The organism is Sphaerisporangium sp. NPDC004334, from assembly GCF_053602655.1.
This window is the reverse complement of record NZ_JBSGDZ010000018.1, coordinates 180865-207208: the sequence shown is the minus strand read 5'-3', so window position 1 is coordinate 207208 and position 26344 is coordinate 180865. Positions and strand designations below refer to the sequence as shown.

Below are 26344 nucleotides of genomic sequence, written 5' to 3'. Positions count from 1 at the left end.
CTAAGTTAAGTAACATAAACAAGTGGGGGGTCGGGATGCCCAGGACGGCAGCACGAGGCGGACCGCAGACGCGTGCGAAGATCTCGGCGGTCGCTACTCGGCTGTTCCTGGAACGTGGATTCGACACGGTCACGGTCACCGAGGTCGCGCGGGAGGCCGGGGTCTCGGCGGTGACGGTCTTCAAGCACTTCCCCCAGAAGGAGGACCTCCTGCTGGACCGCGAGGTCGACGCCGTCGAGCTCGTGCGCTCGGCGGTACGCGACCGCGCCGCGGACACCGGGGTACTCCAATCCCTGCGCGACATGGCGTTCGGGTTTCTCGACGAACGGCACTCCCTGTCCGGCCTCAAGCACGGGTCCGCTCCCTTCTTCCGGACCGTCGCGGCTTCGCCCGCGCTCATCTCCCGCGCCAGGGAGATCGCCTCCGGCCTCCAGCAGACCCTCGCCGATGAGCTCGAACACGACCCGGCCTTCGACGGCGACGCCACGCTGTTCGCCGCCTTCTTCATCGCGGGCTACACCGTCGTGCTGGCGGAGACCGCTCGGCGCCTGATCGCCGGAGAGGCGGCCGACACCGTCGCAGACGAGCACCGCGCCCGCCTGGAGCGCCTGTTCGAAGCCCTCACCAGCGGAGTCGTGCCCCAGCCCTGAGGCTCGCCGCCGCGCGCGGCGGGGGGCCGCGAATGCTCGGTCCGCGCCTTCGCCCGCCGCCCGTACGAGCGCAGCCCGGCCCGGTCGACGCCGAGTTGCTCGGCCGGCCTGGCCGCCGCCACCGGGGGACCCCTGCGCGGCGGCGTCCTGAGCGGCGGTCAGCGGCCCGTCGTCCGGGCGTGCTCGTACGCCTTGCCGAGCGCCGACAGGAACAGCTCGGCCGGCTGTGCCCCGGAAACGGCGTAGGCGCGGTTGAGCACGAAGAACGGCACGCCGGTGACGCCGAGCTCGCGCGCCTCGCGGATGTCGGCTTCGACGTCGTCCAGGTGAGCGGTGCCGGTGACGACGGCGCGGGTCTCGTCCTCGGGCAGCCCGGCCTCGACGCCCAGCCGGACGAGGGTCTCGGGGTCGTCGAGGATCTGGCCCTCGATGAGCTGGGCGCGCAGCATGCGCTCGTGGGCCTGGCCGCCTAGCCCGTGCTTGCCGGCCAGGTGCGTGACCCGGTGGGCGTCGATGGTGTTGACCATGATGGAGCGTTCGAGCTCGTAGGCCAGGCCCTCCTCGGCGGCCAGCGCGGTGACCCGCGCCTGCATCGCCCGCACCTGGGCGGCCGTGCCGCCGGTCTTCTCGGCCAGCATCTCGGGCACCGGCTTTCGCACCCCGCTGGGGAAGGTCGGGTCGAGCTGGAAGCTGCGCCAGACGACCTCGACCTCCTCGGCGTGGGGGAACCGCTCCAGGGCGTGCTCCAGGCGCCTCTTGCCGATGTAGCACCAGGGGCAGACGACGTCCGACCAGACCTCGACGCGTACCGTCTTCGGCTCGCTCGCCGTGCCCGCCCCGTTCACCGGCACGTCCCGTCCGCGCACACGGCCGTGGAGTCCTCGCCGAGGACGATCAGCCCCGGGACGGCGGCCGGGACGCCGGGAGCGGCGGTGACCGGCGCGGACGCCGCCTCGCAGTCGCCGCTGGAGGAAGGCGCCGGCTCGGAGGCCGCGACGGATGCGACGGGCGCAACCGGCGCGGCGGGCGCGGGGATGACGATGGACAGGGCCGCCGGAGCGGCGGCCGAGGCGGGCGCGGGCCGCGGGGGAGCGGCCGCCGTCCCGCCGGCGGGCGCAGTGGGCGCGGTTGGCGCAGTGGGCAGGGTGGGCACAGGGGGCCCTTTCTGTTCGGCGCCGCGGTCGGCGCTGGTGCTCGGACGGAGGTGCCGGTCGGTTCGCAACCGTATCCAGCAGGATGATGTGTCAACCAAATGGGGGGAGCGTGAGAGGTCAGGCGGCGGGGTCGGGGGTGATCGGGAAGTTGTGCCGGAACACGTTGCCGGGGTCGTAGGCGGCCTTCACCCGCCGCAGCCGCCGCAGGGTGGCCGGTGGGAACGCCTTGGCCAGCAGGTCCTCGTCGCCGTGCGACTCGAAGCTCAGGTAGATCGCCTCGACGCCCAGCCGCTCCCACCGCTGCTCGGCCTGCGCGCCCCCGGCCTTCTGGAACACCCCGGTGAGGGAGAAGTTCTGCGTGCGGTGGGCGTACGCGGTCGCCTCCGGTGGGGTGTCGTTGACCGCGCCGCCGACCGAGCGGACCTGCACCATGCCGGTGCCGCGCTCGCCGAACAAGCCGGCCAGCACGGCGCAGGTGGGGCCGTCGAGGTGCTCGACCAGGGCCGAGCGCATGCGCGTGCCCGACTGGCCGTGGTGCTGGTTGTGGTGCGGCGCGACGATCGCGGCGTAGGGGGTGAGCTGCGCCTGCTGCTGCAGCACGGGGCCGAGGCCGAGAAAGGGCTCGATGGCCGAGACGGCGGCGTCGGTGTCGTCGCCGGCCCAGACGAGCAGGTTCTGGGCGACGATCGGCTCTCCCCGGCCGGTGGGGAACACCGACAGGAACGCCGTGAGCGCGCGCGGGCTGTCCTCGACCAGCCGTCCGAAGCCTTCCAGGAACCCCGCGGTGTCGGAGGCGTCGTGCACCAGGGCGGCGAAGACGACCTCGCCCACCTCGGCGGCCTCGATGTCCAGGGAGGTGACCACGCCCATGTTGCCGCCCGCGCCGCGAAGCGCCCAGAACAGGTCGGGATGGTGTTCGGCGTCGGCCCGCACGACGCGGCCGTCGGCCAGGACCACCTCGGCGCCGACCACGTGGTCGATGGTCAGCCCGTAGGAGCGTCCCAGGAAGCCCTGCCCGCCGGCGGTCGCCAGACCGCCGACGCCGACGTCGCCGTAGTCCCCCGAGCTGATCGCCAGCCCGTGCGGCTGGAGGACCTGCGCCACCTCGCCCCAGCGTGCTCCCGCGCCCACGCGCACCAGCCGGCGCGCGCGGTCGAGCACCTCCACGCCGTTCATCGCGCCGATGTCCACCACGATGCCGCCGTCGTTGGTGGAGCGCCCGCTGATGCCGTGGCCGCCGCTGCGCACCGACAGCGGGGCCCGCTGCCGCCGGGCGAACACCAGGGCCTCTGCGACCTGTCCCGCCGTGGCCGGGCGCAGCACCAGGCCGGGGGAGCCCGGCCAGACGTAGCTGGAGCGCACGCGCCAGTAGTCGCGGTCGCCGGGTTCGACGGCCGATTCCGACAGGGAGGCGGGCAGGGCGTCGTAGTCGATGCCCGGGCTGCGCAGCGCCCGCGCGCGTGCGGGTCGCGACGGTCCGGTGGAGGGCGGCGTGGACGACCGCTCGGCGGCGACGGCCTCCCGCAGCGCGGGGGCCACCTCCTGGGCGAAGGTCTGGATGGTCTGCGGGTCGTCGGAGGCGAGGATGAACGTGCTGACGCCCTCCTGCAGCGCCAGCGGCAGCAACCGCTCCACCCACACGGCGGGCGGGCCCTGCAGCAGGCCGCCGCCCTCGGCGCCGAAGCCGCCCTCCATGAGGTTGAGCAGGCGGCGCACCTCGCGCGGGTCGCGTCCCGCCTCCTCGGCCGCCTCATCGATGATCTTGTTGCCGCCGGCGACGTCCTGCGGGGTGAGGTACCCGAGGCTGGGCAGCCAGCCGTCGGCCTTGGCGCCGACCAGGCGCAGCATCCGCGGCTTGTAGGCCCCGAGCCAGATCGGCACCTCGTGCGCCGGCGCGGGCCCGCGCTTGGCCCCGCGGACGGTGTAGTGGGCGCCCTCGACGCGCAGCACGCGTCGCTCGCCGGCGTCCCACACTCCGCGGATCACGTCGATGGCCTCGCCGAGGGCGTCCACGGCCTGGCCAGGGGTCAGCCGTCGGCCGCCCATGGCCTCGATCGCGTCCCAGAAGCCGCCGGCGCCCAGGCCGAGCTCGACGCGCCCGCCGGAGAGCAGGTCGAGGCTGGCCACCGACTTGGCGAGGACGGCCGGCAGGCGCAGTGGCAGGTTCATCACGTCGCCCGCCAGGTGGACGCGCTCGGTGCGGGCGGCCACCCAGCTCAGCAGCGTCCAGGTGTCCAGGTGGGCGGGCTGGTAAGGGTGATCCTGGAAGGTGACCAGGTCCAGTCCGGCCCGCTCGCCCAGCTGGGCGAGGGCGACGGCGGTTTCGGGGCGGCCGCTTTGCGGCGTGATGAACGACCCGAACCGTAGATCGTGGCCATAGTCGGGCATGGGGGCCTCCGCCGGAAAACTGGTAGATATGTCAACCGTACCTCGGCGATGGATGACGTATCAACCTCGGCGTCGTAGGCTGGGGCGCATGACCGTGCAGCAGCAGCCGCCGGCGACCGCCCGGCTCTCGGAGCTGGACGCGTGGCGCGGCTACACCGCCGTCCACGCCCAGCTCGCCGCGCACATGGCGCGTGAGCTGACCCGCGCCACCGGGCTGTCGGAGGCCGACTACCAGGTCCTGGACGCGCTGCTGGACGCCCCGTCCGCCCGCATGCGCGCCCTGGAGCTGCGCTGGACGCTGCAGTGGGAGAAGAGCCGCCTGTCCCACCAGGTCGCCCGCATGCGCTCACGGGGTCTGCTCGAACGCGACGCCTGCACCGAGGACGCCCGCGGCTGGGACATCAGCCTCACCGCGGCGGGACGGCAGGCCGCGACGCGCGCGCGGGAGGTGCGGGAGGAGTCGGTGCGCCGCCTCGTCGTGGGGACGCTCGGCGCCGAGCGCCTGGCCCACTTCGCCGAGGCCGCCACCCTGCTCGCCGCCCGGCTCCAGCGGGCGGCCGAGCAGGACCCCGACTGCCGCGCCGCCCGCGCCGCCCTCCACCCGGAGCACCCTGAGCACTCGGAGTAACCGAAGCACTCGGAGTGGCCGGAGTGACCGGAGTATTCCGCATAGCCAGAGGACTCTGAGTAACCGGAGCACGGCGCCCCGCCTGACACGTCACCGGGGTGCACGGGCGCGCTCGGCCGGCCTTCGAGGCCACGTCCGTGTCGCCGCCGACCACGGCCCCACGCGCCGCCGAGGCGGCGGCCGGCCATCGGTCGCAGCGCCGGCGCCGCCACCGTGGCCGCGGTCGTGACACGACCATGACGCGGAGCGCACGAGGCGGGGACACGGCCGGTCGACAGTGAGTGGGGTCGGCGGGCGAACCGCCGGTGAGCCACCGAGCGTGCGGCGAAGCCCGGCGGGAGCGTCCGCGCCGGGTCGATGGTGTGCGGGCCCGGGTGGCCCCGGCGACTTCGGCCTCGCCCTCATCAAGCGGGCGAGATGAGCCGGCCCGGGCCGCTGTGACCGTCCGCGCAGGCTGGAGACTCCGGCGAAGGTGATCACGAAAGGGAGAAGGCGTTGGTGAATGACGCAGGATGGGACCGGCGTTCGGTGTTGCGGGGCGCCGCCGCGCTGGCCGGTGCGGCCGCGACGGCGCCGCTGCTGGGCGGGGCGGCCACGGCGCCGGCCGGCGGCGGTGACGCCGACGCGCTGTTCAAGGCCGGGAGGTTCGAGCAGGCCGGCCGGGCCTACGAGGAGATCCTGAGAACAGACCCCGCGAATCTGCACGCGGCCCGACGGCGCGGTTACGTGGGGCTACTGGCCAACAGGTTCCCCGACGCCGAGAAGTACCTCACGATGGCCCTCAACCTGGCGCCCGACGACAAGGACGCCAACTACTTCCTGGCCGACTGCTACATCAGGCAGGACAAACTCGCCCTGTCCGCACCACACTGGCGCGCGGCGGGCGAGGAAGCCTACGCGACGTGGTTCGCGGCGGTCAGCGGCGAGGCGTATCAGGTCCACGGCGACATCGCGCGGCTGCCATGGCAGCAGGTGGACCCGCTTCCGCTGGTGGAGGCCTCGGTCAACGGCGGGCCGCCGAAGCGGTTCACCTTCTACACCGGCGCCCCGAATCTGGGCATGCGCGCGTCGGTGGCCAAGGAGGCCGGGCTGCGCCCGGTCGCCAGTCAGAAGATCGAGTACGAGAACAGCGTCATATGGGCGTACTACGGGGTGCTGGACTCCTTCAAGCTGGGCGGCATCGAACTGCGCAACGTGCCCGTGGGCTGGTCGTCGACGGAGTCGGGCGAAGACGTCGACACCGACAGCGACGGCCTGATCGGCACGTGGGTCTTCTACCACCTGCTCACCACCTTCGACTACGCGGGCCGGTCGCTGGTCCTGCGCCGCAGAACCCCCGAAACGGCCAGGAAGGCACGCGCCGCCGCCGCCCGGGCGGGCGCGGCGCCCCTGCCGCTGTGGCTGGCCCGTGAGCAATATCTGCACAGCACGGGCACCATCACCGGCGTCGCCGGCTCCCGCACAGGGGTGGTGGGCGTGAACTTCGGCGGAGGGGGTGAGATGGCCGCGGTCGTGTTCGGGGACACGGCCGAGCGGCTGGGGATCCGCAGCGACCACGACCGCCCGCTCGGAACCTTCGCCCACAGCCACCCGGCCGTCACCTACCCCTGCTACCCGAAGGAGATCCGCCTCGGCGGCGCCGCCGCCAAGGAGATCTACTGCGAGAACCACCCGGGGGCCGAGCTCGCCCCTCTCGGGTTCGACGTGCCGGCCGCCTTCTTCCACTGCTTCTACAAGCCCTGCAACGTCACTGTCGACTTCACCGACATGCGCCTCTACATCGCCCGCGGCAGGGCCGGCTGATCGCCGCGACGGCACGCGCGCCCTGAGAGCCGGATCATTCTCAAAGCGCCGAGGCCGTTCCCCGGCTCCGGGCACCGTGAGCCCGATCGTCCCGGCCGGAGATGGGACTTTCGTCGGGGGTGGTCGTGGCCGATCCTCCGATCTTTGCGCGGCCGCCGATCCCTAGGTTCTCCATCATGCGAAGCGAGCTCATCGGCCTGGTGGCGGCGGCCGGCCTGGCCTCGGCCATGGTCGCGGCCGTCGTCACGACCCCCGCGGTCGCGGCCGTCGTCACGACCCCCGCGGTCGCGGCCGTCGTCACGACCCCCGCGGTCGCGGCCGTCGTCACGGCCCCCGCCACGCGGGCCGCGCCATCAACCGCGCCATCCACCGCCCCGTCCACCGTTCCATCGACCGGGCCATCCCCGGCGGCCATCGACGCCTACCTGCGCAGGACCATGAAGTCCACCGGGTTGCCGGGGATGTCGGTCGTCGTGACCCACCGGGACAGGGTCGTGCTCGCCCGGGGGTACGGGCACGACGCGAACGGCGAACCGGTCACCGAGACGACCCCGATGCGCGTCGCCTCGGTCAGCAAGTCGTTCACGGCCATGGCCGTCATGACACTGGTCGACGACGGCAGGCTCTCGCTGGACGAACCGGTCGCCGGCCGGCTGCGGGAGTTCCGGATGGCCGACCCGCGCGCCGCTGGGATCACCGTGCGGCAGCTGCTGAACCAGACCTCCGGCCTGTCCGACACCACCGTCGACATCGGCGCGACGCAGGCGGCGAGGTCGCTCGCCGGATACGTGTCCGCGCTGGGCACCGGCACGCTGGCCGCCGACCCCGGCACACACTGGGAGTACTGCAACGTCAACTACGACCTGGCCGCCCGGCTGGTCGAGGTCGTCGGCGGGCGGGGCTTCGGCGACTACATGCGGCGGCACGTCTTCGGCCCGCTCGGCATGACCGCCAGCGCCGTCGGAGCCCGGGCCGTCGGAGACCGGGTCATCAAGCCGGCCGAGGGGTTCGACTCGGTGTACGGCGCCTGGGTGGCGCGCCCTGAACCGCCCGGCTTCCGCGACGGCGGGAGCGGTGGCGTCGTCACCGACGCGGCCGACATGGGCAGGTGGCTGATCGGCCAGAACGGCCATGGCAGGCTGCCGGTGACACCGGAGAGCCTGCGGACCATGCACGCGCCGTCCGAGGTGCGTGACTACGGCATGGGCTGGGGCCAGGAGACCGTGGGCGGCACCAGGTTGCTCGTCCACTCGGGCAACCTGTTCACCTACACCGCCGTGCAAGCCATCGCCCCGGACACCGGCTACGGGTTCGCGGTCATGACCAACAGCGCCGCCCTCTACGACGACACCTACGACGTGCTCACCGGCCTGGTCGCGATGAGCGAGGGCGGGACCCCCGAGGTGCCGGGCGGCGGCCGGCAGACCTGCGAGCTGGCCCTCGGCCTGATCGCGGTGGCGGCGGCGGGCCTGGGCGTACTGGGCGTACTGCGGTCCCGGCGCTGGGCGGGCAGGCGTGCGGGGAGCGCCGGCCTGTGGACCGGGGCGCGGCTGCTGCCCGCGCTGCTTCCGGCGGCGCTGTTCTCCGCCTATCCGGAGCTGGTCTCCTTGCTGATGAACGGCCGGACGGTCACCTGGGCGCAGCTCACCTACTTCGCCGCGCCGTTGACGATCACCTTCGCGGTCGCGGCCGCGGCGGGGGCCGTCACCACCGTGGTTCGGCTGGCCAGGCTGCGATCGGTAGTGTCGCACAGGTGAGAAACGGCGCGATCCTGGCGGTCATCGCGGGGGCCGCCCTGCTCAACGGGCTGTATCTGGACGCCATCCCGCTGTGGCGGCAGCTCTTCTTCTTGGTCCCGGTCGTGGCCGCCTACCTGCACGGACGCCACCTGACCCTGCGGCGGGGCTGGCCGGTCCACGCCCTCGTCGCCCTACCCGGGGTGGTCTGCACGGTGCTGGACTTCCCCGTCGGCGTCGGCGGCCTGATGGCCCTGGGGCTGTTCGCGGTGCTGCCGTGGCTGACGGGCCGCTTCCAGCGGCAGCAGGCCGACCTGGTGCGGGCGGGCCGGGAGCGGGTCGCCCAGCTCCGGCGGGAACAGGAGCTGACCGCCGAACGGGTCGCCCTGCGCGAACGAGCCCGCATCGCCGCCGACATCCACGACTCGCTCGGCCACGAGCTGGCGCTGATCGCGCTGCGCGCCGGCGCCCTGGAACTGGACGCGGACATGAGCGAACGCAACCGTGAGGCGGCCGCCCGGCTGCGGGTCTGCGCGGTCACCGCCACCGACCGGCTTCGCCACACCGTCGGAGTGCTGCGCGAGACCGGCGCCGCCCCGGCCGGGACGCCGGAGGAGTCCGTCGAGGCGCTGGTGGACCGCGCCCGCGGCGCCGGGATGAGGGTCGCCCTCCTGCGCACCGGCGGGCGGGCGCTCCTGCCGCCGCTGGTGGACAGGGCCGCGCACGGGGTGGTGCGGGAGTCGCTGACCAACGCCGCCCGTCACGCCCCCGGAGCCGAGGTGACCGTCCGCGTCGAGCACGCCCGCGACGCGGTCACCGTCACCGTGTCCAACTCCGCCGCCCGCACCCCGCCGGCGCCGGCGAGCGGCGGGAGCGGGATAGCGGGCCTGCGCGAGCGGGTGCGGCTGCTCGGCGGCACGCTCCGGGCCGGTCCCCGCGACGGCGGCTTCACCGTGACGGCGCGGTTGCCGTGCGACCGGGAAGGGGCCTCCCGCGAGGAGGAGGACGACCTCCCGGCCGTCCCAGGACAGCAGGGAGATCTAGAAACCCGGGGAGCCCGGGGAGAAGGCGGGGGAGGCCGATGATCCGGGTGGTGCTGGCCGACGACGAGGCCATGATTCGGGCGGGGGTGAGGGCGATCCTGGTCACCGACGCGGGCATCGAGGTGGTCGCCGAGGCCGCCGACGGGCGCGAGGCGGTGGAGCTGACGCGCGCGCACCGGCCGGACATCGCGATGCTGGACATCCGGATGCCGCGCCTCGACGGCCTGTCCGCGGCGGCCGAACTGCGCGTCGCCATGCCCGAGGTCGCGGTCGTCATGCTGACCACGTTCGACGAGGACGACTACGTCGCCAGGGCGCTCGAGGAGGGGGTCCGGGGCTTCCTGCTGAAAGCCTCCGACCCCCGCGAGCTGATCATGGGGGTGCGGGCGGTCGCCGGCGGCGCGGCGTACCTGTCGCCGAGGATCGCGCGGAAGGTCATCGCGCAGCTGGGCGGCGGCAGGCTCTCCAGGGCGGGAACGGCACGCAGGCGCGTGGAGTCGCTGACGGCGCGGGAGCGCGAGGTGCTGGCACTCGTCGGCCGTGGCATGTCCAACCAGGACATCGGCCGTGAACTGTTCCTCTCGGAGGGCACCGTCAAATCCCACGTCAGCGCCATCCTGCTGCGGCTCGGCCTGAACAACCGCGTCCAGGCGGCGATCGTCGCCTACGAGGCGGGCCTGGTGATCGGGGGCGCCTGACGCGGCGCCGCCGGCGCCGGTCGAGCCGCAGGCGTGCGATTCCTCGCGCTTCCCGCGGCCGCCCGTGGAGGCGTCCAGGAAGCGGCACTGAAAGTTCCACGGGCGGCGGCGTGGCCGTCCCAGGGCGTCCCAGGTCAGCTCGTCCGCGTCGGCGGCGAAGGGGCAGTTGAGCTGGACAACGCCCACCGGGCTGTAATGCTCCGCAGGAAAGCCGGTTGGTGATCCACTCAACGGAGGATCGATGCGCAAGATGCGAGCCTTGGCGGTCGCGGGAGCCCTGGTCGGCGGGCTGGTGGTCGCCGGGAGCACCACGCCCGCGCACGCCGACACACTACGCAACGTCTACTACTCATCCTCCGACTGCTACCGGTACGGAGACTACGGCGTCCAGAACGGGATGTGGAGCTGGTACCACTGCGACTACCAGTACAACTTCTGGTTCCTCTACAGCGTCCCGTGAACGCACGACCTCGGTTCTGCGCCGCAGCCGCCATGAGCAGGAGCCGGCGCTAGGCGCGCGGGGCCGCGGCGGGCGTGGTGCCCGGGGTGTGGTGGCGCTGGTAGTGGCGGGCGGCCCGCGCGCGGTTGCCGCAGGAGGGTTTGCACCACTCCTGGCGGCCGTGGCCCTTGACGAAATAGAGCACGCAGCGGGGAGCGGTGCAGGCCCGCAGCCGCTCGCGCGCCGGTCCGGACAGCAGGTCGATGGCGGCGCGGGCCAGGGTCGCCAGGAGCCGGACGCGCGGGTCGGTCTCGGCCGACAGCGGCCTCGACCCCGGCGGCCCAGAGGCCGGCCAGTGCAGCTGGGGGGCGATGGGCTCGCGGGCGGCGACGGCGTTGAGGTGGGCCAGAGCCTGGTCGCCGGGGAGCAGGCGCCCCGCGTCCGCCGGGCTCGCCGGGCCGGGGCTGACCGCCCGGGCGAACAGGGCGCGGACCGCCCGCCGCAGCTCGACGACCTCGCCCCTGAGGTCCTCGTCGGCGATCGCCTGCGCGGCGCCGGTGATACCGGAGGGCAGGTCTTCTCGTTCGCGGATCCACCGGGCCAGCCCGGCGAGGGTGGCCAGCTCGTCGGTGACGCCGCCGTTGCCGTCGTGGCGGATGGTGTTGACCAGCTCCACCGCCGTCAAGCGCTCCACAGGTGCTCTCCTTCACGCATCAGGGCCGCCGTCCCCCGGGCCCGTCCGCCCAGATTACGTCCACGGCGGTGAACTGCGGGGCTGAGGAAGTTTCGTGAGATTTTTTCGGCATAGTGTCGGATCCCTGGGGAGTCGTTCGTAGGACAGGTGCGAGGCGGCCAGAGGAGACCGCCGGTACCAGGGAGTGATGAGATGGCTCGGTACTTGATCTCGTTCAATGACGGCGCGATGGACCACATCCCCGACGAGGACTGGCCCGACGTGGGCAAGGCCGCGCACGCGGTGGTCCAGGAGGCCGTGGACGCCGGCGTGTGGGTGTTCGGCGCCGGCCTGGAAAGGCAGAGGGCGAGCGTCGTGGCCACGGACGGGATGGTCACCGACGGCCCTTACCCGGAGACCAAGGAGGTCATCGGCGGGTTCTCGGTCGTCGAGGTGGCCTCACGCGAGGAGGCGCTGGCGTGGGCCGCCAAGACCGCCGCCGCCTGCCGCTGTGCGCAGGAGGTCCGGGAGCTCCTGCCCGACCCGGAGACGGACGCGATGCTCCGCCGGGCCGAGCGGCGAAGCTGAGGTCAGGGGCCCGCCGGTGCCAGGCGGTCGGCGCGGCCGTCCAGGTAGCGCTGCTCGGGCAGGCTCGTGGTGCGCCGGGCCGCGGCGCGGTAGCAGGCGCGGGCGCCCTCCACCTGGCCGTCCATCTCCAGCAGGTGGGCGCGCACCGCGTCCACCCGGTGGTGGCCCTGCAGCCGCTCGTCCCCGTCCAGCGTCGCGAGCAGCGCGAGCCCCGCCGCCGCGCCCTTCACCATCGCCAGCGCCACCACGTGGTTGAGGGTGACCACCGGGCTGGGCGCCATGCGCTCGAGCAGCTCGTACAGGGCCAGGATCTGCGCCCAGTCGGTGCCTGCCGCGGTCGGCGCCTCGGCGTGGACGGCCGCGATCGCCGCCTGGAGCTGGTAGGGGCCGAGGGGCGCGCCCGACAGCGCCGCGGTGATCAGCCGCACCCCCTCGCCGATCTGCTCGCGGTTCCACCGGCCGCGGTCCTGCTCGGCCAGCGGGATCAGCCCGCCGGCGGCGTCGGTACGGGCGGCGCGGCGCGCGTCGGTGAGCAGCATGAGCGCCAGCAGCCCGGCCACCTCGCCGTCGCCGGGCAGCAGCCGGTGCACCGCACGGGTGAGCCTGATCGCCTCGCCGGTCAGCTCGGCGCGGTGCAGCTGGTCGCCGGAGGTGCTCGTGTACCCCTCGTTGAAGATCAGGTAGAGCACATGGAGGACCACGCGCAGCCGCTCGGCCCGCTCTGGCTCCGGCGGCGGGCCGAAGGGGATGCCGGTGGTCTTGATGCGCTGCTTGGCCCGGCTGATGCGCTGCGCCATGGTGGCCTCGGGCACCAGGAAGGCCCGGGCGATCTGCGCCGTGGTCAGGCCGCCGACCGCGCGCAGGGTGAGCGCGAGCTGCGAGGGCGGCGACAGCGCGGGGTGACAGCACATGAACAGCAGCGTGAGGGTGTCGTCCTGGTCGGGCGGGGCGTCCTCGCCTGGGCCGGGCGCCGCCTCGCCGCCGGGCTCCATGGTCGCGACCGTGACCTCGCGGACCCGGCGGGCCTGGTCGCTGCGCCACTGGTCGGTCAGCCGGCGGCCCGCGACGGTGATCAGCCACGCCTTGGGCGCGTCCGGGACGCCCTGCTCGGGCCACTGCAGGGCGGCGGCGAGCAGCGCCTCCTGCACGGCGTCCTCGGCGGCGTCGAAGTGCCCGTGGCGCCGGATGAGGGCGCCGAGGACCTTCGGCGCCAGCTCGCGCAGCAGGTCCTCGAAGTGGGTGTCGGTGCTCACGTCGGCGTCCCCCGCGTGCTCGGTCCGCTGTGGCGCCCCCGGTCGCCGGAGCTCCGGGCGGCCCGAACGAGCATACGGCCCTCGTCGCTGTCACTGTCGCCGTCGCCGTGCTCGTCGCCGAGGCCGGGCGCGCCCGGGCCCCTCGGTGCCAGTAGGTGCCGGTCGGCGCCGGTCAGTGCCAGCCGGACTCCTCCACGCCCCCCGGGATCGGCGCGGAGGGGTCGTAGGGGACACGGGTGAAGATGAAGGTGTTGAGGTCCAGATGGCCGGCCGAGCCGTCGGCCCGCCGCACCACGCGCAGGGTCTCGCCGGCGTAGTAGCCGTCCAGGCCGAGCCAGGTGCCGTCGGGCCGCGCGGCGAACCGGGACGAGCGGCCCTGCCCGTTCACCGGGGAGATCTTCAGGTCGCGCCCCGGCAGCAGGCGCAGCAGGAAGGCGGTCGGCCCCCAGTACCAGGGACCGGTCAGCTCCAGCAGGTCGGGGTCGGCGGCGGTGGGCGCCCAGGGGCCGGGGATGGCCGGCTCGTGGGCCTCCAGGATGTCCAGCAGGTCGGTGGCGACCGTGGGACGCAGCCCGGAGGTGGTGTTGGCCATGCACAGCACGCCGGCGCCGTCGGCGGGGTCGCCCCAGACCACGGCCAGGAAGCCGGGCATCGACCCGCCGTGCCCGGCCAGGCGGCGCCCGCGGTGGCGCAGCAACTGGATGCCCAGCCCGAAGCCGGTGCTCCACACCTCGGCGTCGTCGACGCCGGCCGGCTCGCGCATCTCGGCCAGCGTGGCGGGGTCCAGGACGCGGCGATCGCCGCGGGCCAGGAACCGCGACCAGGTGGCCAGGTCGGCGCAGGTGGACCACAGCTGCCCGGCCGGCCCCATGGCGCCAGCGTCGTGCTCGGGCTCGGGCAGCAGGACATCGGCCCACGGATGCACGGCGTACCCGCGGGCGTACGGCTCGCGCGGCCGGGTCGTGGTGTCGCGCATGCCGAGCGGCTCGAGGATCTCCGAGCGGGCGACGTCGGCCCAGTCGGCCTTGCGGTGGCGGGCGACCAGCTCGCCCAGCAGGGCGAACCCGAGATTGGAGTAGTGGAAGCGCCGGCCCGGCCGGTGACGGGAGGTGCCCTGGTCCAGCGCGCCGGTGAGCTCGTCGATCTCCATGCCGTGCACGCGCTCCCACCACGGGCCGGGCGGCTCGGCGGTCAGGCCGGCGGTGTGCGACAGCAGTTGGGCGATGGTGACCTCGCCGACCGGGGTGGCGGGCATGTGCCGGGACAACGGGTCGTTCAGCGTCAGCAGGCCCTCGTCGCGCAGCCGCATGACCAGCACGGCGACCAGGGTCTTGGTGATGGAGCCGATGCGGTACTGGGTGTCGGCCGTCGGCGCGGCGCCGCCCTCGACCGTCCCCCGGGCGCCGAACCAGACCGGCTCGCCGTCGCGCAGCACCGTCGCGACCAGCGAGGGTGTGCGCGCCTCGGCCTGCTCGATCGCCACGCGGCGCAGCAGCGCGCGAGCCGTGCCTTCCAGAATCGCCGCCATCGGCCCACTTCCCCGATCTGAGGTCCCGCCAGGATCAGTGACACATTAGCGTTGATCGGCCCGCCGCCCGGCCGACAAGCCGTTCACCCCAGGGCCATACGCGCTTGCCGCGGAGCCCTCCTCGCGCCCGCTTCCCGGGGGCCGCGTACCGGACGGGCTGCCCGGGGCCCGGCTCTGTTCTACGCTGGCGCGAGCGTAGGACGGCGTGGAGGTGGCGGGGTGCAGGTGAAGGGCGACGGGGCCGCGGGCACGAGCATCTCGGCGGTCCTGGAACGCGTCACCTACGCCAACGAGGAGACCGGGTACACCATCGCCAGGGTGGCCGTCGAGCGGGGCGGGGCCGAGCTGGTGACGGCCGTGGGGCCGCTGCTCGGGGCGCAGGTCGGCGAAAGCCTGCGGCTGACCGGCCGGTGGACCTCCCACCCCAAGTACGGCAGGCAGTTCGAGGTGTGGTCCTACGCCACCGTGCTGCCGGCCACCGTGCAGGGCATCCAGCGCTACCTGGGGTCGGGGCTGGTCAAGGGCATCGGCCCCAAGATGGCCGAGCGCATCGTCGGTCACTTCGGCACCGACACCCTGGAGGTGATCGAGAAGTCGCCCGAACGGCTGGTGGAGGTGCCCGGGCTCGGTCCCAAGCGCACCAAGATGATCGCCGCCGCCTGGGAGGAACAGAAGATCATCAAAGAGGTGATGATCTTCCTGCAGGGCGTCGGGGTGTCCACCTCGATCGCCGTGCGCATCTTCAAGCAGTACGGCGAGACCTCCATCACCGTGGTGAAGAGCGAGCCTTACCGGCTCGCCGACGACGTGTGGGGCATCGGGTTCAAGACCGCCGACACCATCGCCCAGGCCGTCGGCATCCCGCACGACAGCCCCGAGCGGGTCAAGGCCGGCCTGCGCTACACCCTGTCCCAGGCGGCCGACGCCGGCCACTGCTACCTGCCCGCGCCCAACCTGGTCGGCGACGCGGTGAAGATCTTGGAGGTGCCGGCCGAGCTGGTGGCGAGCTGCCTTGTCGAGCTGGCCGCCGCCGAGGGCGTGGTCCGCGAGGAGGTCCCCGCCGGCGACGCCGTGGTACCGGCGGTCTACCTGGTGCCCTTCCACCGCGCCGAGCTGGCGCTGGCGGGTGGTGTGCGCCGTCTGCTGGACTCCGGGCACGACCGGCTCGGGGCCTTCGCCGGGGTCGACTGGAGCGCCGCGCTGGGCTGGCTGCGCGAGCAGACCGGCGCCGAGCTGGCCCCCGAGCAGGCCGAGGCGGTGCGGCTGGCCCTCACCTCCAAGGTGGCCGTGCTGACCGGCGGGCCCGGCTGCGGCAAGAGCTTCACCGTGCGTTCGATCGTGGCCCTGGCCCGCGCCAAGAAGGCCAAGGTGGTGCTGGCCGCCCCCACCGGCAGGGCCGCCAAGCGCCTGGCCGAGCTGACCGGTCACGAGGCCACCACCGTCCACCGCCTTCTGCAGCTGCGCCCGGGCGGGGAGGCGACCTTCGACCGCGACAACCCGCTGGAGGCCGACCTGCTGGTGGTGGACGAGGCGTCCATGCTGGACCTGCTGCTGGCCAACAAGCTGGTCAAGGCGGTGGCCACGGGGGCGCACCTGCTGTTCGTGGGCGACGTCGACCAGCTGCCGTCGGTCGGCGCGGGGGAGGTGCTGCGCGACCTGCTGGCCGCCGACGTCGTCCCGCGGGTGCGGCTGACCCAGATCTTCCGCCAGGCCCAGCAGTCGGGCGTGGTGGTCAACGCCCACCGGATCAACACCGGCCTGCATCCCACGCTGACGGGCATGACCGATTTCTTCCTGTTCCCCTGCGAGGAGCCCGAGGAGATCGCCGCGCTCACCGTGGACGTGGTGGCCCGGCGCATTCCCCGCAGGTTCGGGCTGAACCCCCGCCGCGACGTGCAGGTGCTGGCCCCGATGCATCGCGGCGCGGCCGGGGCGGGCAACCTCAACAACGCCCTGCAGGAGGCGCTCACCCCCTCCCGCGAGGGCATGCCCGAACGGCGCTACGGCGGCCGGGTCTTCCGCATCGGCGACAAGGTGACCCAGCTGCGCAACAACTACGACAAGGGCGCGGCCGGGGTGTTCAACGGCACCGTCGGGGTGGTCACCGACCTGCGTCCCGAGGACGGCAAGCTGACCGTCCTGACCGACGAGGACGAGAGCGTCGAATACGGCTTCGACGAGCTGGACGAACTGGCGCACGCCTACGCGGTGTCCATCCACCGTTCGCAGGGCAGCGAATATCCCGCCGTGGTGATCCCGCTGGCGACCAGCGCGTGGATGATGTTGCAGCGCAACCTTCTGTACACGGCGGTCACCCGCGCCAAGAAACTCGTGGTGCTGGTCGGCTCACGCCGTGCCCTGGCGCAGGCGGTGCGCACCCGGGGGGCGGGCCGCCGCCACACCAGCCTCACCCACCGGCTCCGCCAGGGCTGAGACTGCGCCGGCGACGGCCGTACGCGCCTCGCGCCGGCGGCGGTACCCCCGATGTCCACCTTCGACGCTTTGCCCGATTTTCCACTGACAATCTTCGTCAAGCCTTCTGACGAGGCTGGACAGGGCATTCCGGCCTGAATCGCGCCTGCGAGTTGGCCGAAATGTGATCCAACTAACCCCAAACGTGTACGTTTCAGTGCTGATGCCCATTAGGGTTTTTATGAGCACTTTGCCGTCCTGGGGGAGAAGGTCGTGCGGGACTTTCGTCAACGTCTGAGGACTCCGATCGCCGGGCTGGCCGTGGTGACGGCCTGTCTGCTGACCGCGTCATGCTCGGGCGGCGGCGCGAGCCCCTCCGGTCCTGGCGCCGACGGCGGCGCCGGCACCAGCGCGCCCCCGACGCCCCTGCCGCAAATCAAGATCAGCCCGGTGAAGGGCGCCAGCAAGGTCCGGCCCGAGAAGAGCGTCGTGGTCACCGTCGGCGACGGGGAGCTGGAGGAGGTCACCGTCGAAGCCGGCGGCAAGCCGCTGAAGGGCGAGTTCGACGCCGGGCGCACCAAGTGGGTGTCCAAGGGCCCGCTGAAGCCGTCGGCCACCTACACCGTCTCGGCCAAGGCCACCGGCCAGGGCGGCCCCGCGACGGCCACCAGCTCCTTCACCACCCTCAAGCCGGCCCAGGAGCTGCGCATCGCCGACATCACCCCCAACGTCAAGGGGGAGACCGTCGGCGTCGGCATGCCGATCATGGTGCGCTTCAGCCGGCCGGTGGCCGACAAGAAGGCCGTCGAGCGGGCGCTGAAGGTCACCGCCGAGAAGCCGGTCACCGGGGCCTGGCGGTGGATCGACGACAGCCTGGTCATCTACCGCACCGCCAAGTACTGGCCCGCCCACCAGAAGGTGCGCTTCACCGCCGCCCTGGAAGGCGTGCGCGACGGCAAGGACGTGTACGGCGTGCGCAACTACGCCGCCACCATGAAGGTCGGCGCGGCGTGGATCAGCAGCGTCAACACCCGCAGCCACCAGATGATCGTCCGCAAGGACGGCAAGATCGTCCAGAAGATGGCGATCAGCGCCGGCAAGGCCACCACGCGCGAGTACACCACCACCAACGGCGTCCACCTGACGATGGAGCGCGGCAACCCGGTCACCATGATCTCCCCGGGTAAGAAGAAGGGCGACCCCGGCTACTACAAGGAGGTCGTCGACCACGCCGTGCGCATCTCCAACAGCGGCGAGTACGTCCACAGCGCGCCGTGGTCGGTCGGCTCGCAGGGCCGGGCCAACGTCAGCCACGGCTGCGTCAACGCCCGCCCCGACCAGGCCAAGTGGTTCTACGACAACTTCCACCGCGGCGACGTCGTCAAGATCGTCGGGACGACCCGCACGCTCGAGTGGAACAACGGCTGGGGCTACTGGCAGCTGCCGTTCAAGCAGTGGAAGAAGGGCAGCGCCCTAGCCGGCTGAGCCCGGCTGAGGCCGCGGCCGCCGGGCGGGCCGGCCCGATGAACGGGCACCGAACCGCCCCGCCGCGCGGAAGCCGGTGTCCCGGGCCGGCGAGCCGGTCGAAGGCCGCGGGCAGGCGGGGCGGCGTTGACGGCCTGCCCGAACGGGCCCGCCCCGGCCCTCCTCGCCGCCGTTCCTCCAGCCTCTGACACGCCGACGCCGCCGGGCCGCCCGCCGGCCGATCCACCGGTCATCCGCGCCGGTGCACGGTCACCGCGGACGCCGCCTGCGGGTTGGCGGCCGGGAGCAGCCCGTGGTGGTGCAGGAGGGTGCGGGCATGGGCGATGGCGGTGGGGGTGTCGGGGAAGACCAGGCCGTCGCGGTGGAGGTGGTCGGCGACGCCGAGGGCGACCAGGACCTGAGTGTGCCCGGGTTTGATGCCGGAGATCAACACGGTGATGCCACGGCGCTCCATGCGGGTGATCGCGTCGCCGAGGATGTGGGCACCGGTGGCGTCCAAGGTGGTGATCCGGGACATCCGCAAGATCACCACGCGGACGTCGGCGACTTCGGACAGCTCCAGCAGGAAGCGGTGGGCGGCGGCGAAGAACAGCGGCCCGTCGAACCGGTAGGCGACGATGTGCTCGCTCAGCAGCCGTTGTTCCTCCGCGCTGTGGTCACCCGCGTCCAGCGGTACCTGATCGAGCCGGGAGGTCCGGGCGACCGCGCGAAGCGCGAGCACGACGGCCAGGCCAAGACCCACGGCGACCGCGGTGATGAGGTCGAACACGACGGTCACGATGAAGGTGAGGGCGAGCACGACGGCGTCGCCGCGGGTCGCGCGGGCCAGCGCGCGCAAGGAGCCGACCTCGACCATGCGGACGGTGGTGGCCAGCAGCACCCCGGCGAGCGCCGCGAGCGGGATCCGGCCTACCAAGGGGCCGGCGGCGAGCACAATGCCGGCGAGGACGGCGGCGTGGGTGAGCGCGGCCAGCCGGGACCGGGCCCCGGCGCGGACGTTGACCGCGGTGCGGGCGATCGCGGCGGTCGCCGGAACGCCGCCCAGGACGGGCGCGGCCAGGTTGGCGATGCCCTGCCCGAACAGTTCCCGGTCGGGGTCGTGTTTCTCGCCGACGCTCATCGCGTCGGCGACGGTGGCGCACAGCAGGCTCTCCAGCGCGGCCAGCGCGGCCACCGCCAGCGCGGACGGCAGGAGCGTTCCCACCATGCCGGGATCGACGAAGCCAAGCGACGGGGCGGGCAGCCCAGCCGGCAAGGCCCCGATCCGGGCGACGTCGAGCGAGAACACCTGAGCACCCAGCGTCGCGGCCGCGACCCCGAGAAGGGAGAACGGGACACCCGGCCGCAGCCGGGCGCCGGTCAGCATCAAAGCGGCCACCGCCAGCGCCATGACGGGCGCGACCCAGGTCGGATGAGCGGCGAAGCGCGCCAGGGCCGAAGCCGCGACCTGCCACACCTTCTCGCCGTCCGCGGCCGGCACGCCGAGCGCCGCGGGGATCTGCTGCAGCGCGATGACCACCGCGATACCGGCGGTGAACCCCTCGGTCACCGACGTCGGCAGAAACCGGGCGAACCGTCCCACCCGCAGCGCGGACAAGGCCAGAAGTACCAGCCCGGCCATCAGGCCGACCATCAGCACTCCGCCGGGGCCGTAGAGGTGCACGATCGGGACGAGCACGACGGTCATCGCGCCGGTCGGACCGGACACCTGCAGATTGCTGCCGCCGAACACGGCCGCGAGCGCTCCGGCGACGATCGCGGTGACCAGGCCGGCCTGCGCGCCGAGCCCGGAGGAGACCCCGAACGCCAGCGCCAGCGGCAACGCCACCACCGCGACGATCAGCCCGGCCACCAGGTCCCGGCCCGGGGAGCGGCGCGCGGCGACCCAGTCGGACCGTCCGGGCAGCAGATCCGGCAGCCGGCGCAGCACCTCCCGCGGGTTCACGTCGCCTGTTCCAGCTCGGCGAGCAGTTCATGCTGGTCTGCCAGCAGTTCGGTGAGGATCCGGCGAGCCGCCCGCATCATCTCCGACACATCCGCTCCGGCCAACTCGTACACCACGGTCGTCCCGTCCCGCCGGGCGGTCACCAGACCCGCCCGGCGCAGCACCCCCAGTTGCTGCGACAGATTCGGCGCCTCCACCTCGATGGCGGTCAGCAGCTCCCGGACCTGCTTGGGTCCCTCGCACAGCAGTTCCAGCACCCGGATGCGCAGCGGATGGCCGAGTGTCTTGAACAGCTCGGCCTTGGCCTGATACAGCGGGACCGGCATCACCCGGCCCCGCCTTGAACTCCGCGGTCCTGGTCCTGGTCCTGGTCCTGGTCCTGGTCCAGGTCCGCTTCGCTCACGCCGCCGTCCGGCTCCGCACGTGCGGCAGGGGTCACATCGACGCCCAACTCCCGCCGCAGCGAATCCAGATCACCACCAGCGCTGTACTTCAGCGCACGGGCGACCTTCACCTGCTTGGCTTTGGCCCGGCCACGTCCCACCCGGCATCGCCTCCTCCTCGACGAGCATCACACGGCTTGCCATTATATAGAATTTCAGAAAACTGCAACTGATTTACTGCGGACCTTGGAGCGGCCGCCTCGCCCGGCGCGTTCGCGCCGAGCGGTGGCGCGGCTCCAGGGCCCGGTGAGGCATAGAGATCACCATGGTGGCGCCGCCAACCGGCGCGAGCCATCGGCCGCTAACACATTCCCGCAGATCAGGGATGCGGCCGTGATTCGCCCCCTCGCCGAAAGGACCCCATGAGCCGGCGAAGACGGGCGGCGAACCTGCTCCGTCCCGGCCGCCGGCACTGACCTGGGGGGAAAGCCCTACAGCAGCGCGAGCTGGCGGTCGACGGTGCGGCGGGGCCGCCAGGGGAGTCGGCGGGCGCCGATGCCGTACAGGCGGGCCAGCTCGGCGACCCGGCCCTCAACGCGGCGGCGGTAGTCCTCGGCGGCGATCGGCCCCGCGCCGTACAGCTCCTCGTAGCGGGGCAGCAGGCGCGGATGCTCCTCGGCCAGCCACCGCAGGTACCATTCGCGCGAGCCGGAGGGCAGGCGCAGCACCATGGGGGTGAGGCTGACGGCGCCGGCCTCGGCGACGCGGCGCACCACGGCGCGCAGCTGGTCCTCCGAGTCGGTCAGGCACGGCAGGATCGGGGCCATCAGCACCCCGCAGGGCACCCCCCGCTCGACCAGCTCGGCGCACAGCTCCAGGCGTTTCTGCGCGCTCGGCGCGCCGGGCTCCACCACGCGGCGCAGCCGGTCGTCGACGAAGCCGATCGACACCCGCGTCTGCACCTCGGCCACCTCGGCGGCCTGGGCGATCAGCTCGGCGTCGCGCAGGACCAGCGCGCTCTTGGTCATGACGTGGAACGGGTTGCCCGCGTCGCGCAGCGCCGCCAGGATGCCCGGCATCAGCCGGTAGACCCGCTCGGCGTCCTGGTAGCAGTCGCCGCTCAGGCCGATGCCCACCGCCTCGCCGGCCCACCGGGGAGAGGCCAGCTCGGCCCGCAGCCGCCGGGCCGCGTCGGTCTTGACCACGATCGCCGAGCCGAAGTCGCGCTCGCCGTCCAGGCCGAGGTAGCGGTGGGAGCGGCGGGCCCCGCAGTACAGGCAGGCGTGGGCGCAGCCGCGGTAGGGGCTGACGGCGAACGACAGCCCGAGCCCGGCGGCCTCGGGCACCCGGTCGATGATCGTGCGCGCCGGCACCTCGTAGAAGGTCGTCTCACCCTCGGCCCGGCGGACCGCGCGCCGTTCGATGCGCGGGCGCGTCTGGACGGGGTGCTCGACAAGGGGAAGGGCGTCGAAACGCATGACCTACAGTGGAACACGTATTCGATACCCGTGGCAAGTGATCCGCGGCTCCGGGCGAGCCGATCGCCGCGGCGGGTGCTCATCGGGTGCTCATTCCTCGATGGCCCCGCCGATGGCGCGCAGGTGCTCGCGGAAGGTCAGCGCGGGGGTCTGCCGGCGCCGGGCGAGGTAGTCCGCGAACCGCACCTGCTCGCGCAGCGAGACCCCTGCCCTGATGCGCTCGGCCTGGCGGCGCTCGGTGTCGCGGATGCCCTCGGCGAGGGTGAGCAGGTCCTCGGCGCGGTCGGCCGGGACGAACAGCACGCCGTCGTCGTCGCCCAGGGCCAGCTCGGCCGCGGTCACCGTCAGCTCGCCCACCGTGGCCGCGCGCAGGGCGTCCTGCGGCAGGGGGTCCAGCCGCAGCGGCCCGGTGGAGATCGCGCCCAGGCTGAACACCGGCAGCCCGATGGCCCGGATGTCGGCGGTGTCGCGATGCAGGCCCCAGATGAGGACCCCGCTCAGTCCCGCGGCCGCGGCCTCCAGCACGACCAGGTCGCCGACGCACGCCTCGTCCATCCGGCCGCCGTTGTCCACCACCAGCACCTCGCCGGGCTCGGCCCGCTGGAAGGCCTCCAGGAAGACGTCGACGCTGCCGGCGTGCCGGGCGGGCAGGACGCGCCCGCACAGCCGGTCGCCGGGCGTCACGGGGCCCACCGCCGCCGGGGCGCACCGCACGGGCACCCGGGCGCGCAGGCAGGCGTCGGCGATGTGGGCGGTGGTCAGAGCCGAGAACCGTTCAGCGAGCTTGTGGTGATCCATGCCGTGCGTCCTTCCCGCGCCGCCCGCCGGCGCCTGTCACCCCGACGCTGCCACGTCCCCCGGCCGGCGATCAACCATGAGGGCCCGCCGGGCGGTGCGGGAAGGTCAGCCGATGCGCAGCGGGAGCGTTCGCGGCCCGCGCACCTGCCCGGCGGCCCAGGTCACCGCCCCCGGATCGGCCAGGCCGAACTCCGGCACCCGCTCCAGCCACACCTCCAGCGCCACCCGCAGCTCCATGCGCGCCAGGTGGGAGCCGACGCAGCGGTGCACGCCGAGGCCGAACGCGGCGTGCCGGTTGACCTGCCGGTCGATGACGACCTGGTCCGCGCGGTCGAACTGCGCGGGGTCGCGGTTGGCGGCGGGGAACGACAGCAGGATCCAGTCCTCGGCCCTCATGTCGACGCCGTTCCAGTGCAGGTCCTGCTTGACCAGCCTGGCCATCGTGACCGGGGCGTAGGCTCGCAGGAACTCCTCCATCGCGGTGGGCAGCAGCGCGGGCTCGGCGACCAGGCGCTCGCGGTCGCGCGGCGTCCTGGCCAGGTGCCACAGCGAGGCGCCGATCGCGCTCCAGGTGGTGTCGATGCCGGCGATCAGCAGCAACGCCATCGTGCCGGCCACATGGGCGGGCTGCAGCTTGCTGCCGTACAGCTCGGCGTTGATGAGGTAGGTCGTCAGGTCCTCGCGCGGGTGGTCCAGGTGGTCGCGGATCTGGGCGAGCAGGTAGTCGAACAGCAGGCCCATCCGCGCCGTGCGCTCCTCGGGCGGCAGGTTGACCCCTTCGAGCGCGTTCTCGATGAACTCGCGGAACCGCGGGCCGTCCTGCTGGGGGAACCCGAGCATGTCGGCGATGACGCGCATCGGGATGTGCTGGGCGTAGTCGCGGGCGGCGTCGACGACCCGCTGCCCCTCCAAGCCGTCGATGAGCGCGTGGCACAGCGCCCTGGTGGCCGCCTCCCGCTTGGCGACCGCGGTCTTGGTGAAGGCCGGCAGCAGCAGTTTGCGCGCGTCGTGGTGGAACGGCGGGTCGGAGGAGATCGGCGGGCTGCCTCCGACCGGGGCCGCCTCCAGGGGCGGCCGGAAGTTGCTCATGATGATCGAGCGGGAGGAGAAGTGGTCGGTGTCGTAGGCGATCGCCGCGACGTCCTCATAGCGGGTGGGCAGCCAGCCGCCGCCGAAGCGGCCGGTGTGCGCGATGGGGCACCGCTGCCGCAGGTCGTCCTGGATGGGGTAGGGGTCGGCCGCCCATTCGGGCTCAAGATGGGAGAAGTCGCTGGCCCAGTCGGCCACCGGGCCGGTGACGATCTCGCTGCGCGTGCCGAGGGGCGCGTCGGGACGTGTCCCGCGGAAGTCCTGGCTGAACCGGTCGTCGACGGTCATCTCACGCCTCCGCGCCGGTGCCGATGGCCCGCTCGGGGCAGTTGGCCGCGGCCAGGCGCGCCGCGGGCTCCTCGCCGGCCCGCACCAGGCCGTCGCCGGCGACGTGCCCGTAGCCCTCCTCGTCCTCGGTGAACAGGGCGGGGGCCAGGTCGTAGCAGCGGCCGTGTCCCTGGCAGCGCTGGGGGTCGATTCGTACTCTCACTGCGGAGTGCTCCGGTCTGTGGTCGATGGTGTGGCCGGTGGGGCGAGGGCGCCGGCGACGCGGGTGAGCAGCGCCGACCACTCGGCGGGGTCGACGGCGTGCAGGGCGGGGGTGATGAGCGCGCTTCCCATGGACAGCAGCAGGCAGAAGTGGGCCAGCGCCTCGGGCGACAGCACGGGGTCCAGCTCGCCCTCGCGCTGGGCGACGCCGACCAGCCCGGCGATCCAGTCGGCCCGCTCACCGATGTAGTCGCGCATCGGACGGGCGACGTCGGAGTCGCGGCGGGCCGCGACCAGCGCCTCGACGATGAGGTGGCCGTCGGCGGGCCGTCGGCGGGGCAGCCAGCGGCCGATGACCAGCAGCAGGTCGGTGGCCGAGCGACCCGGTTCGGCGGCCAGCAGGCTCGCCAGCATCTGCCGGCCGTGCGCGCGAAGCGCGGCGACCAGCAGCTCGGCCTTGGAGCCGAAGTGGGCGTACAGCGCGCCGTTGCTCACCCCGGCCGCGGCGGCGATGTCGGCCACGCGCGTGCCGTCGTACCCGCGCTCGGCGAACACCTCGGCGGCCGCGAGCAGCAGCCGTTCCCGCGTCTCGGCCGCGGTCACCCCCGCGATACGCCCCATAAGTGAATTAAAAGATCGTTCATTTGATTCGTCAACAGCCCCGGAGGAACGCGCGGCCGCGGACCTGACCGGCGTTCGCATGGCGGACAGGGAGTCGGTCAGCAGATGCCCGGGAGTGGGCGCGGTTCTTCGGACACGACGATGGGCACCGGCGTCGAAGAGCTAGGACCCGGGGAAGCCGTCACACCCGTCCGGGCCGCCGTTCCGCGAGAAGCTCACGGTCTGGACGAGCAGATGTGACATCGAGCGGTTCTCACATCTCGCGTACCGATGAGTGTGGCCGGACCTCCCAGGCCGGCCGTTGGAGCTGATCGTTGTATACGATGACGTCGGCGTGGTCGGCCGGGCGGGCTGTGGCGAAGTAGAGCTGCTGGGAGGGGATATAGCGGTCGCGCCAGGACCGTTCGATTTCGGCGGCGCCGGCGGCGGATCCGGCCAGCGCCGTGCTTCGGTCCCGGGCGCGATCCACCGTCTGCTCGAACGGGACGGACACGAAGATGCGCAGGTCCCACCGGTCGAGGAGTTCTGGACGCATCAGGAAGACGCCGTCGAAGAGCAGTACGGCCTCTGCGGGGGCGGTCGTGACCGGCGGGGACGACGGGGCGTCGGTGCCGGTGTCGTAGACCGCGTGCTGGAACCTTCGGTTCCCGCCCGGGCCCAGCGGATCGAGCAGGACCCGGCACAGCGCGGCGTGGTCGTGGGCGTCGAAGTAGCAGCCTTCGGCCGAGTACCGGCCGCGTCGGTAGCGCTGTGCACGGGGGAAGAGGAAGTCGTCGATGGTCGCGCGGATGACGTCGCGGTCCTGCGCGCGCAGGACGACGGCGAGCTCGTCGGCCAGCGTGGTCTTGCCGGCGGCGGGCGGCCCGTCGATGGCGACCCGCAGCGGGTGCGCGGCCGTGACGGACCCGATCGCCTCGGCCAGCCGACTGATGAGCTCGCCGCGGGTGCCTTGGTCCATTGCCGCCTTTCTCAAGTAGCGATTCGTCCACTGGATCCTCTCAAGGATCATCGACCACCGGTTCGGCGGGACGGCGCGGTGAACCGTGAGGTCGGCGCGTCGCCT

At 73.1% G+C, this 26344-nt stretch carries 25 protein-coding genes; 10 read left to right on the top strand and 15 right to left on the bottom strand.

Translation table 11 applies throughout. From position 1 onward, the window contains the following. The first annotated feature begins 35 nt into the window (after window positions 1-35). The gene (locus ACWEN6_RS24550) at window positions 36-650 is read left to right on the top strand and encodes a TetR/AcrR family transcriptional regulator (protein ID WP_452573102.1); all 615 of its coding nucleotides are present in this window, start codon (window positions 36-38) and stop codon (window positions 648-650) included. A gap of 158 nt (window positions 651-808) precedes the next feature. On the opposite strand, the gene ACWEN6_RS24545 is transcribed toward ACWEN6_RS24550, so the two are convergent. The 3 genes from ACWEN6_RS24545 to ACWEN6_RS24535 form a co-directional block, all read right to left on the bottom strand. Further along, entirely contained in the window at window positions 809-1516 is a 708-nt protein-coding gene (locus ACWEN6_RS24545) for a DsbA family oxidoreductase (RefSeq protein WP_452573100.1), read from the bottom strand. Beyond that, window positions 1492-1803 (bottom strand): hypothetical protein, encoded by a 312-nt coding sequence (locus ACWEN6_RS24540; RefSeq protein WP_452573098.1) that lies wholly within the window; start codon window positions 1801-1803, stop codon window positions 1492-1494. Before ACWEN6_RS24540 ends, ACWEN6_RS24545 begins: the two co-directional genes overlap by 25 nt. A gap of 118 nt (window positions 1804-1921) precedes the next feature. Next, on the bottom strand, window positions 1922-4192 hold the full coding sequence (locus tag ACWEN6_RS24535) for an LLM class flavin-dependent oxidoreductase (protein ID WP_452573096.1): 2271 nt from the start codon (window positions 4190-4192) through the stop codon (window positions 1922-1924). Between the two features lie 88 nt (window positions 4193-4280). Between ACWEN6_RS24535 and ACWEN6_RS24530 the strand changes: the two genes are divergently transcribed. From ACWEN6_RS24530 to ACWEN6_RS24505, 6 genes are all read left to right on the top strand, one after another. After that, window positions 4281-4820, top strand: a complete 540-nt coding sequence (locus tag ACWEN6_RS24530) for a MarR family winged helix-turn-helix transcriptional regulator (RefSeq protein ID WP_452573094.1) — start codon at window positions 4281-4283, stop codon at window positions 4818-4820. A 498-nt stretch (window positions 4821-5318) separates the two neighbouring features. Next, on the top strand, window positions 5319-6623 hold the full coding sequence (locus tag ACWEN6_RS24525; RefSeq protein WP_452573092.1) for an aspartyl protease family protein: 1305 nt from the start codon (window positions 5319-5321) through the stop codon (window positions 6621-6623). 176 nt (window positions 6624-6799) lie between these two features. Next, window positions 6800-8380 carry a serine hydrolase domain-containing protein gene (locus ACWEN6_RS24520; RefSeq protein WP_452573090.1) on the top strand — a complete coding sequence of 527 codons (1581 nt, stop codon included), beginning with the start codon at window positions 6800-6802 and terminating at the stop codon, window positions 8378-8380. Beyond that, window positions 8377-9444, top strand: a complete 1068-nt coding sequence (locus tag ACWEN6_RS24515) for a sensor histidine kinase (RefSeq protein WP_452573088.1) — start codon at window positions 8377-8379, stop codon at window positions 9442-9444. The genes ACWEN6_RS24520 and ACWEN6_RS24515 overlap by 4 nt, the downstream gene beginning before the upstream one ends. Next, on the top strand, window positions 9441-10100 hold the full coding sequence (locus ACWEN6_RS24510; RefSeq protein WP_452573086.1) for a response regulator: 660 nt from the start codon (window positions 9441-9443) through the stop codon (window positions 10098-10100). The genes ACWEN6_RS24515 and ACWEN6_RS24510 overlap by 4 nt, the downstream gene beginning before the upstream one ends. Before the next feature lie 241 nt (window positions 10101-10341). Then, window positions 10342-10560: a hypothetical protein gene (locus ACWEN6_RS24505; protein ID WP_354849527.1), complete on the top strand. Its 219-nt coding sequence runs from the start codon at window positions 10342-10344 to the stop codon at window positions 10558-10560. Window positions 10561-10609: 49 nt separating this feature from the next. Here the strand turns inward: ACWEN6_RS24505 and ACWEN6_RS24500 are convergent, their stop codons facing one another. Then, a complete protein-coding gene (locus ACWEN6_RS24500; RefSeq protein ID WP_452573083.1) occupies window positions 10610-11233 on the bottom strand; it encodes a CGNR zinc finger domain-containing protein in 624 nt (207 codons plus the stop codon). Window positions 11234-11425: 192 nt separating this feature from the next. Here ACWEN6_RS24500 and ACWEN6_RS24495 point away from each other — a divergent pair, with 192 nt between their 5' ends. Beyond that, a complete protein-coding gene (locus ACWEN6_RS24495; RefSeq protein WP_452573081.1) occupies window positions 11426-11800 on the top strand; it encodes a YciI family protein in 375 nt (124 codons plus the stop codon). A 2-nt stretch (window positions 11801-11802) separates the two neighbouring features. On the opposite strand, the gene ACWEN6_RS24490 is transcribed toward ACWEN6_RS24495, so the two are convergent. Together ACWEN6_RS24490 and ACWEN6_RS24485 are read right to left on the bottom strand one after the other, a co-directional pair. Next, window positions 11803-13053, bottom strand: a complete 1251-nt coding sequence (locus ACWEN6_RS24490) for an RNA polymerase sigma factor (protein WP_452573079.1) — start codon at window positions 13051-13053, stop codon at window positions 11803-11805. A 172-nt stretch (window positions 13054-13225) separates the two neighbouring features. After that, window positions 13226-14581 carry a serine hydrolase domain-containing protein gene (locus ACWEN6_RS24485; protein WP_452573077.1) on the bottom strand — a complete coding sequence of 452 codons (1356 nt, stop codon included), beginning with the start codon at window positions 14579-14581 and terminating at the stop codon, window positions 13226-13228. A 219-nt stretch (window positions 14582-14800) separates the two neighbouring features. On the opposite strand from ACWEN6_RS24485, the gene recD2 reads away from it, so the two are divergent. Next, window positions 14801-17014 (top strand): SF1B family DNA helicase RecD2, encoded by a 2214-nt coding sequence (gene recD2, locus ACWEN6_RS24480; RefSeq protein ID WP_452573075.1) that lies wholly within the window; start codon window positions 14801-14803, stop codon window positions 17012-17014. A gap of 252 nt (window positions 17015-17266) precedes the next feature. After that, window positions 17267-18478 carry an Ig-like domain-containing protein gene (locus ACWEN6_RS24475; RefSeq protein ID WP_452573073.1) on the top strand — a complete coding sequence of 404 codons (1212 nt, stop codon included), beginning with the start codon at window positions 17267-17269 and terminating at the stop codon, window positions 18476-18478. A gap of 229 nt (window positions 18479-18707) precedes the next feature. Here the strand turns inward: ACWEN6_RS24475 and ACWEN6_RS24470 are convergent, their stop codons facing one another. The 9 genes from ACWEN6_RS24470 to ACWEN6_RS24430 form a co-directional block, all read right to left on the bottom strand. Continuing rightward, window positions 18708-20423 carry a SulP family inorganic anion transporter gene (locus ACWEN6_RS24470; RefSeq protein ID WP_452573071.1) on the bottom strand — a complete coding sequence of 572 codons (1716 nt, stop codon included), beginning with the start codon at window positions 20421-20423 and terminating at the stop codon, window positions 18708-18710. Continuing rightward, complete coding sequence (locus tag ACWEN6_RS24465) at window positions 20420-20749, bottom strand: ArsR/SmtB family transcription factor (protein WP_452573069.1); 330 nt, start codon at window positions 20747-20749, stop codon at window positions 20420-20422. Before ACWEN6_RS24465 ends, ACWEN6_RS24470 begins: the two co-directional genes overlap by 4 nt. Beyond that, on the bottom strand, window positions 20749-20967 hold the full coding sequence (locus ACWEN6_RS24460) for a DUF3073 family protein (protein WP_452573067.1): 219 nt from the start codon (window positions 20965-20967) through the stop codon (window positions 20749-20751). Before ACWEN6_RS24460 ends, ACWEN6_RS24465 begins: the two co-directional genes overlap by 1 nt. 330 nt (window positions 20968-21297) lie before the next feature. After that, on the bottom strand, window positions 21298-22284 hold the full coding sequence (locus tag ACWEN6_RS24455) for a radical SAM protein (protein ID WP_452573065.1): 987 nt from the start codon (window positions 22282-22284) through the stop codon (window positions 21298-21300). A gap of 90 nt (window positions 22285-22374) precedes the next feature. Continuing rightward, window positions 22375-23082 carry an RraA family protein gene (locus ACWEN6_RS24450; protein ID WP_452573063.1) on the bottom strand — a complete coding sequence of 236 codons (708 nt, stop codon included), beginning with the start codon at window positions 23080-23082 and terminating at the stop codon, window positions 22375-22377. Between the two features lie 105 nt (window positions 23083-23187). Beyond that, window positions 23188-24459 (bottom strand): cytochrome P450, encoded by a 1272-nt coding sequence (locus tag ACWEN6_RS24445; RefSeq protein WP_452573061.1) that lies wholly within the window; start codon window positions 24457-24459, stop codon window positions 23188-23190. Between the two features lies 1 nt (window position 24460). Then, a complete protein-coding gene (locus ACWEN6_RS24440; RefSeq protein WP_452573059.1) occupies window positions 24461-24661 on the bottom strand; it encodes a ferredoxin in 201 nt (66 codons plus the stop codon). Next, a complete protein-coding gene (locus ACWEN6_RS24435) occupies window positions 24658-25281 on the bottom strand; it encodes a TetR family transcriptional regulator (RefSeq protein WP_452573057.1) in 624 nt (207 codons plus the stop codon). Before ACWEN6_RS24435 ends, ACWEN6_RS24440 begins: the two co-directional genes overlap by 4 nt. Window positions 25282-25534: 253 nt before the next feature. Next, entirely contained in the window at window positions 25535-26239 is a 705-nt protein-coding gene (locus tag ACWEN6_RS24430; protein ID WP_452573053.1) for a cytidylate kinase family protein, read from the bottom strand. Between the last annotated feature and the right edge of the window lie 105 nt (window positions 26240-26344).

Excerpts from the sequence above, each read along its gene's own strand:
- ACWEN6_RS24550 (WP_452573102.1), top strand. The coding sequence starts at position 36 with ATGCCCAGGACGGCAGCACGAGGCGGACCGCAGACGCGTGCGAAGATC.
- ACWEN6_RS24535 (WP_452573096.1), bottom strand. The coding sequence starts at position 4,192 with ATGCCCGACTATGGCCACGATCTACGGTTCGGGTCGTTCATCACGCCG.
- ACWEN6_RS24530 (WP_452573094.1), top strand. The coding sequence starts at position 4,281 with ATGACCGTGCAGCAGCAGCCGCCGGCGACCGCCCGGCTCTCGGAGCTG.
- ACWEN6_RS24520 (WP_452573090.1), top strand. The coding sequence starts at position 6,800 with ATGCGAAGCGAGCTCATCGGCCTGGTGGCGGCGGCCGGCCTGGCCTCG.
- ACWEN6_RS24510 (WP_452573086.1), top strand. The coding sequence starts at position 9,441 with ATGATCCGGGTGGTGCTGGCCGACGACGAGGCCATGATTCGGGCGGGG.
- ACWEN6_RS24505 (WP_354849527.1), top strand. The coding sequence starts at position 10,342 with ATGCGCAAGATGCGAGCCTTGGCGGTCGCGGGAGCCCTGGTCGGCGGG.
- ACWEN6_RS24495 (WP_452573081.1), top strand. The coding sequence starts at position 11,426 with ATGGCTCGGTACTTGATCTCGTTCAATGACGGCGCGATGGACCACATC.
- ACWEN6_RS24485 (WP_452573077.1), bottom strand. The coding sequence starts at position 14,581 with ATGGCGGCGATTCTGGAAGGCACGGCTCGCGCGCTGCTGCGCCGCGTG.
- ACWEN6_RS24465 (WP_452573069.1), bottom strand. The coding sequence starts at position 20,749 with ATGCCGGTCCCGCTGTATCAGGCCAAGGCCGAGCTGTTCAAGACACTC.
- ACWEN6_RS24455 (WP_452573065.1), bottom strand. The coding sequence starts at position 22,284 with ATGCGTTTCGACGCCCTTCCCCTTGTCGAGCACCCCGTCCAGACGCGC.
- ACWEN6_RS24450 (WP_452573063.1), bottom strand. The coding sequence starts at position 23,082 with ATGGATCACCACAAGCTCGCTGAACGGTTCTCGGCTCTGACCACCGCC.
- ACWEN6_RS24445 (WP_452573061.1), bottom strand. The coding sequence starts at position 24,459 with ATGACCGTCGACGACCGGTTCAGCCAGGACTTCCGCGGGACACGTCCC.
- ACWEN6_RS24435 (WP_452573057.1), bottom strand. The coding sequence starts at position 25,281 with ATGGGGCGTATCGCGGGGGTGACCGCGGCCGAGACGCGGGAACGGCTG.
- ACWEN6_RS24430 (WP_452573053.1), bottom strand. The coding sequence starts at position 26,239 with ATGGACCAAGGCACCCGCGGCGAGCTCATCAGTCGGCTGGCCGAGGCG.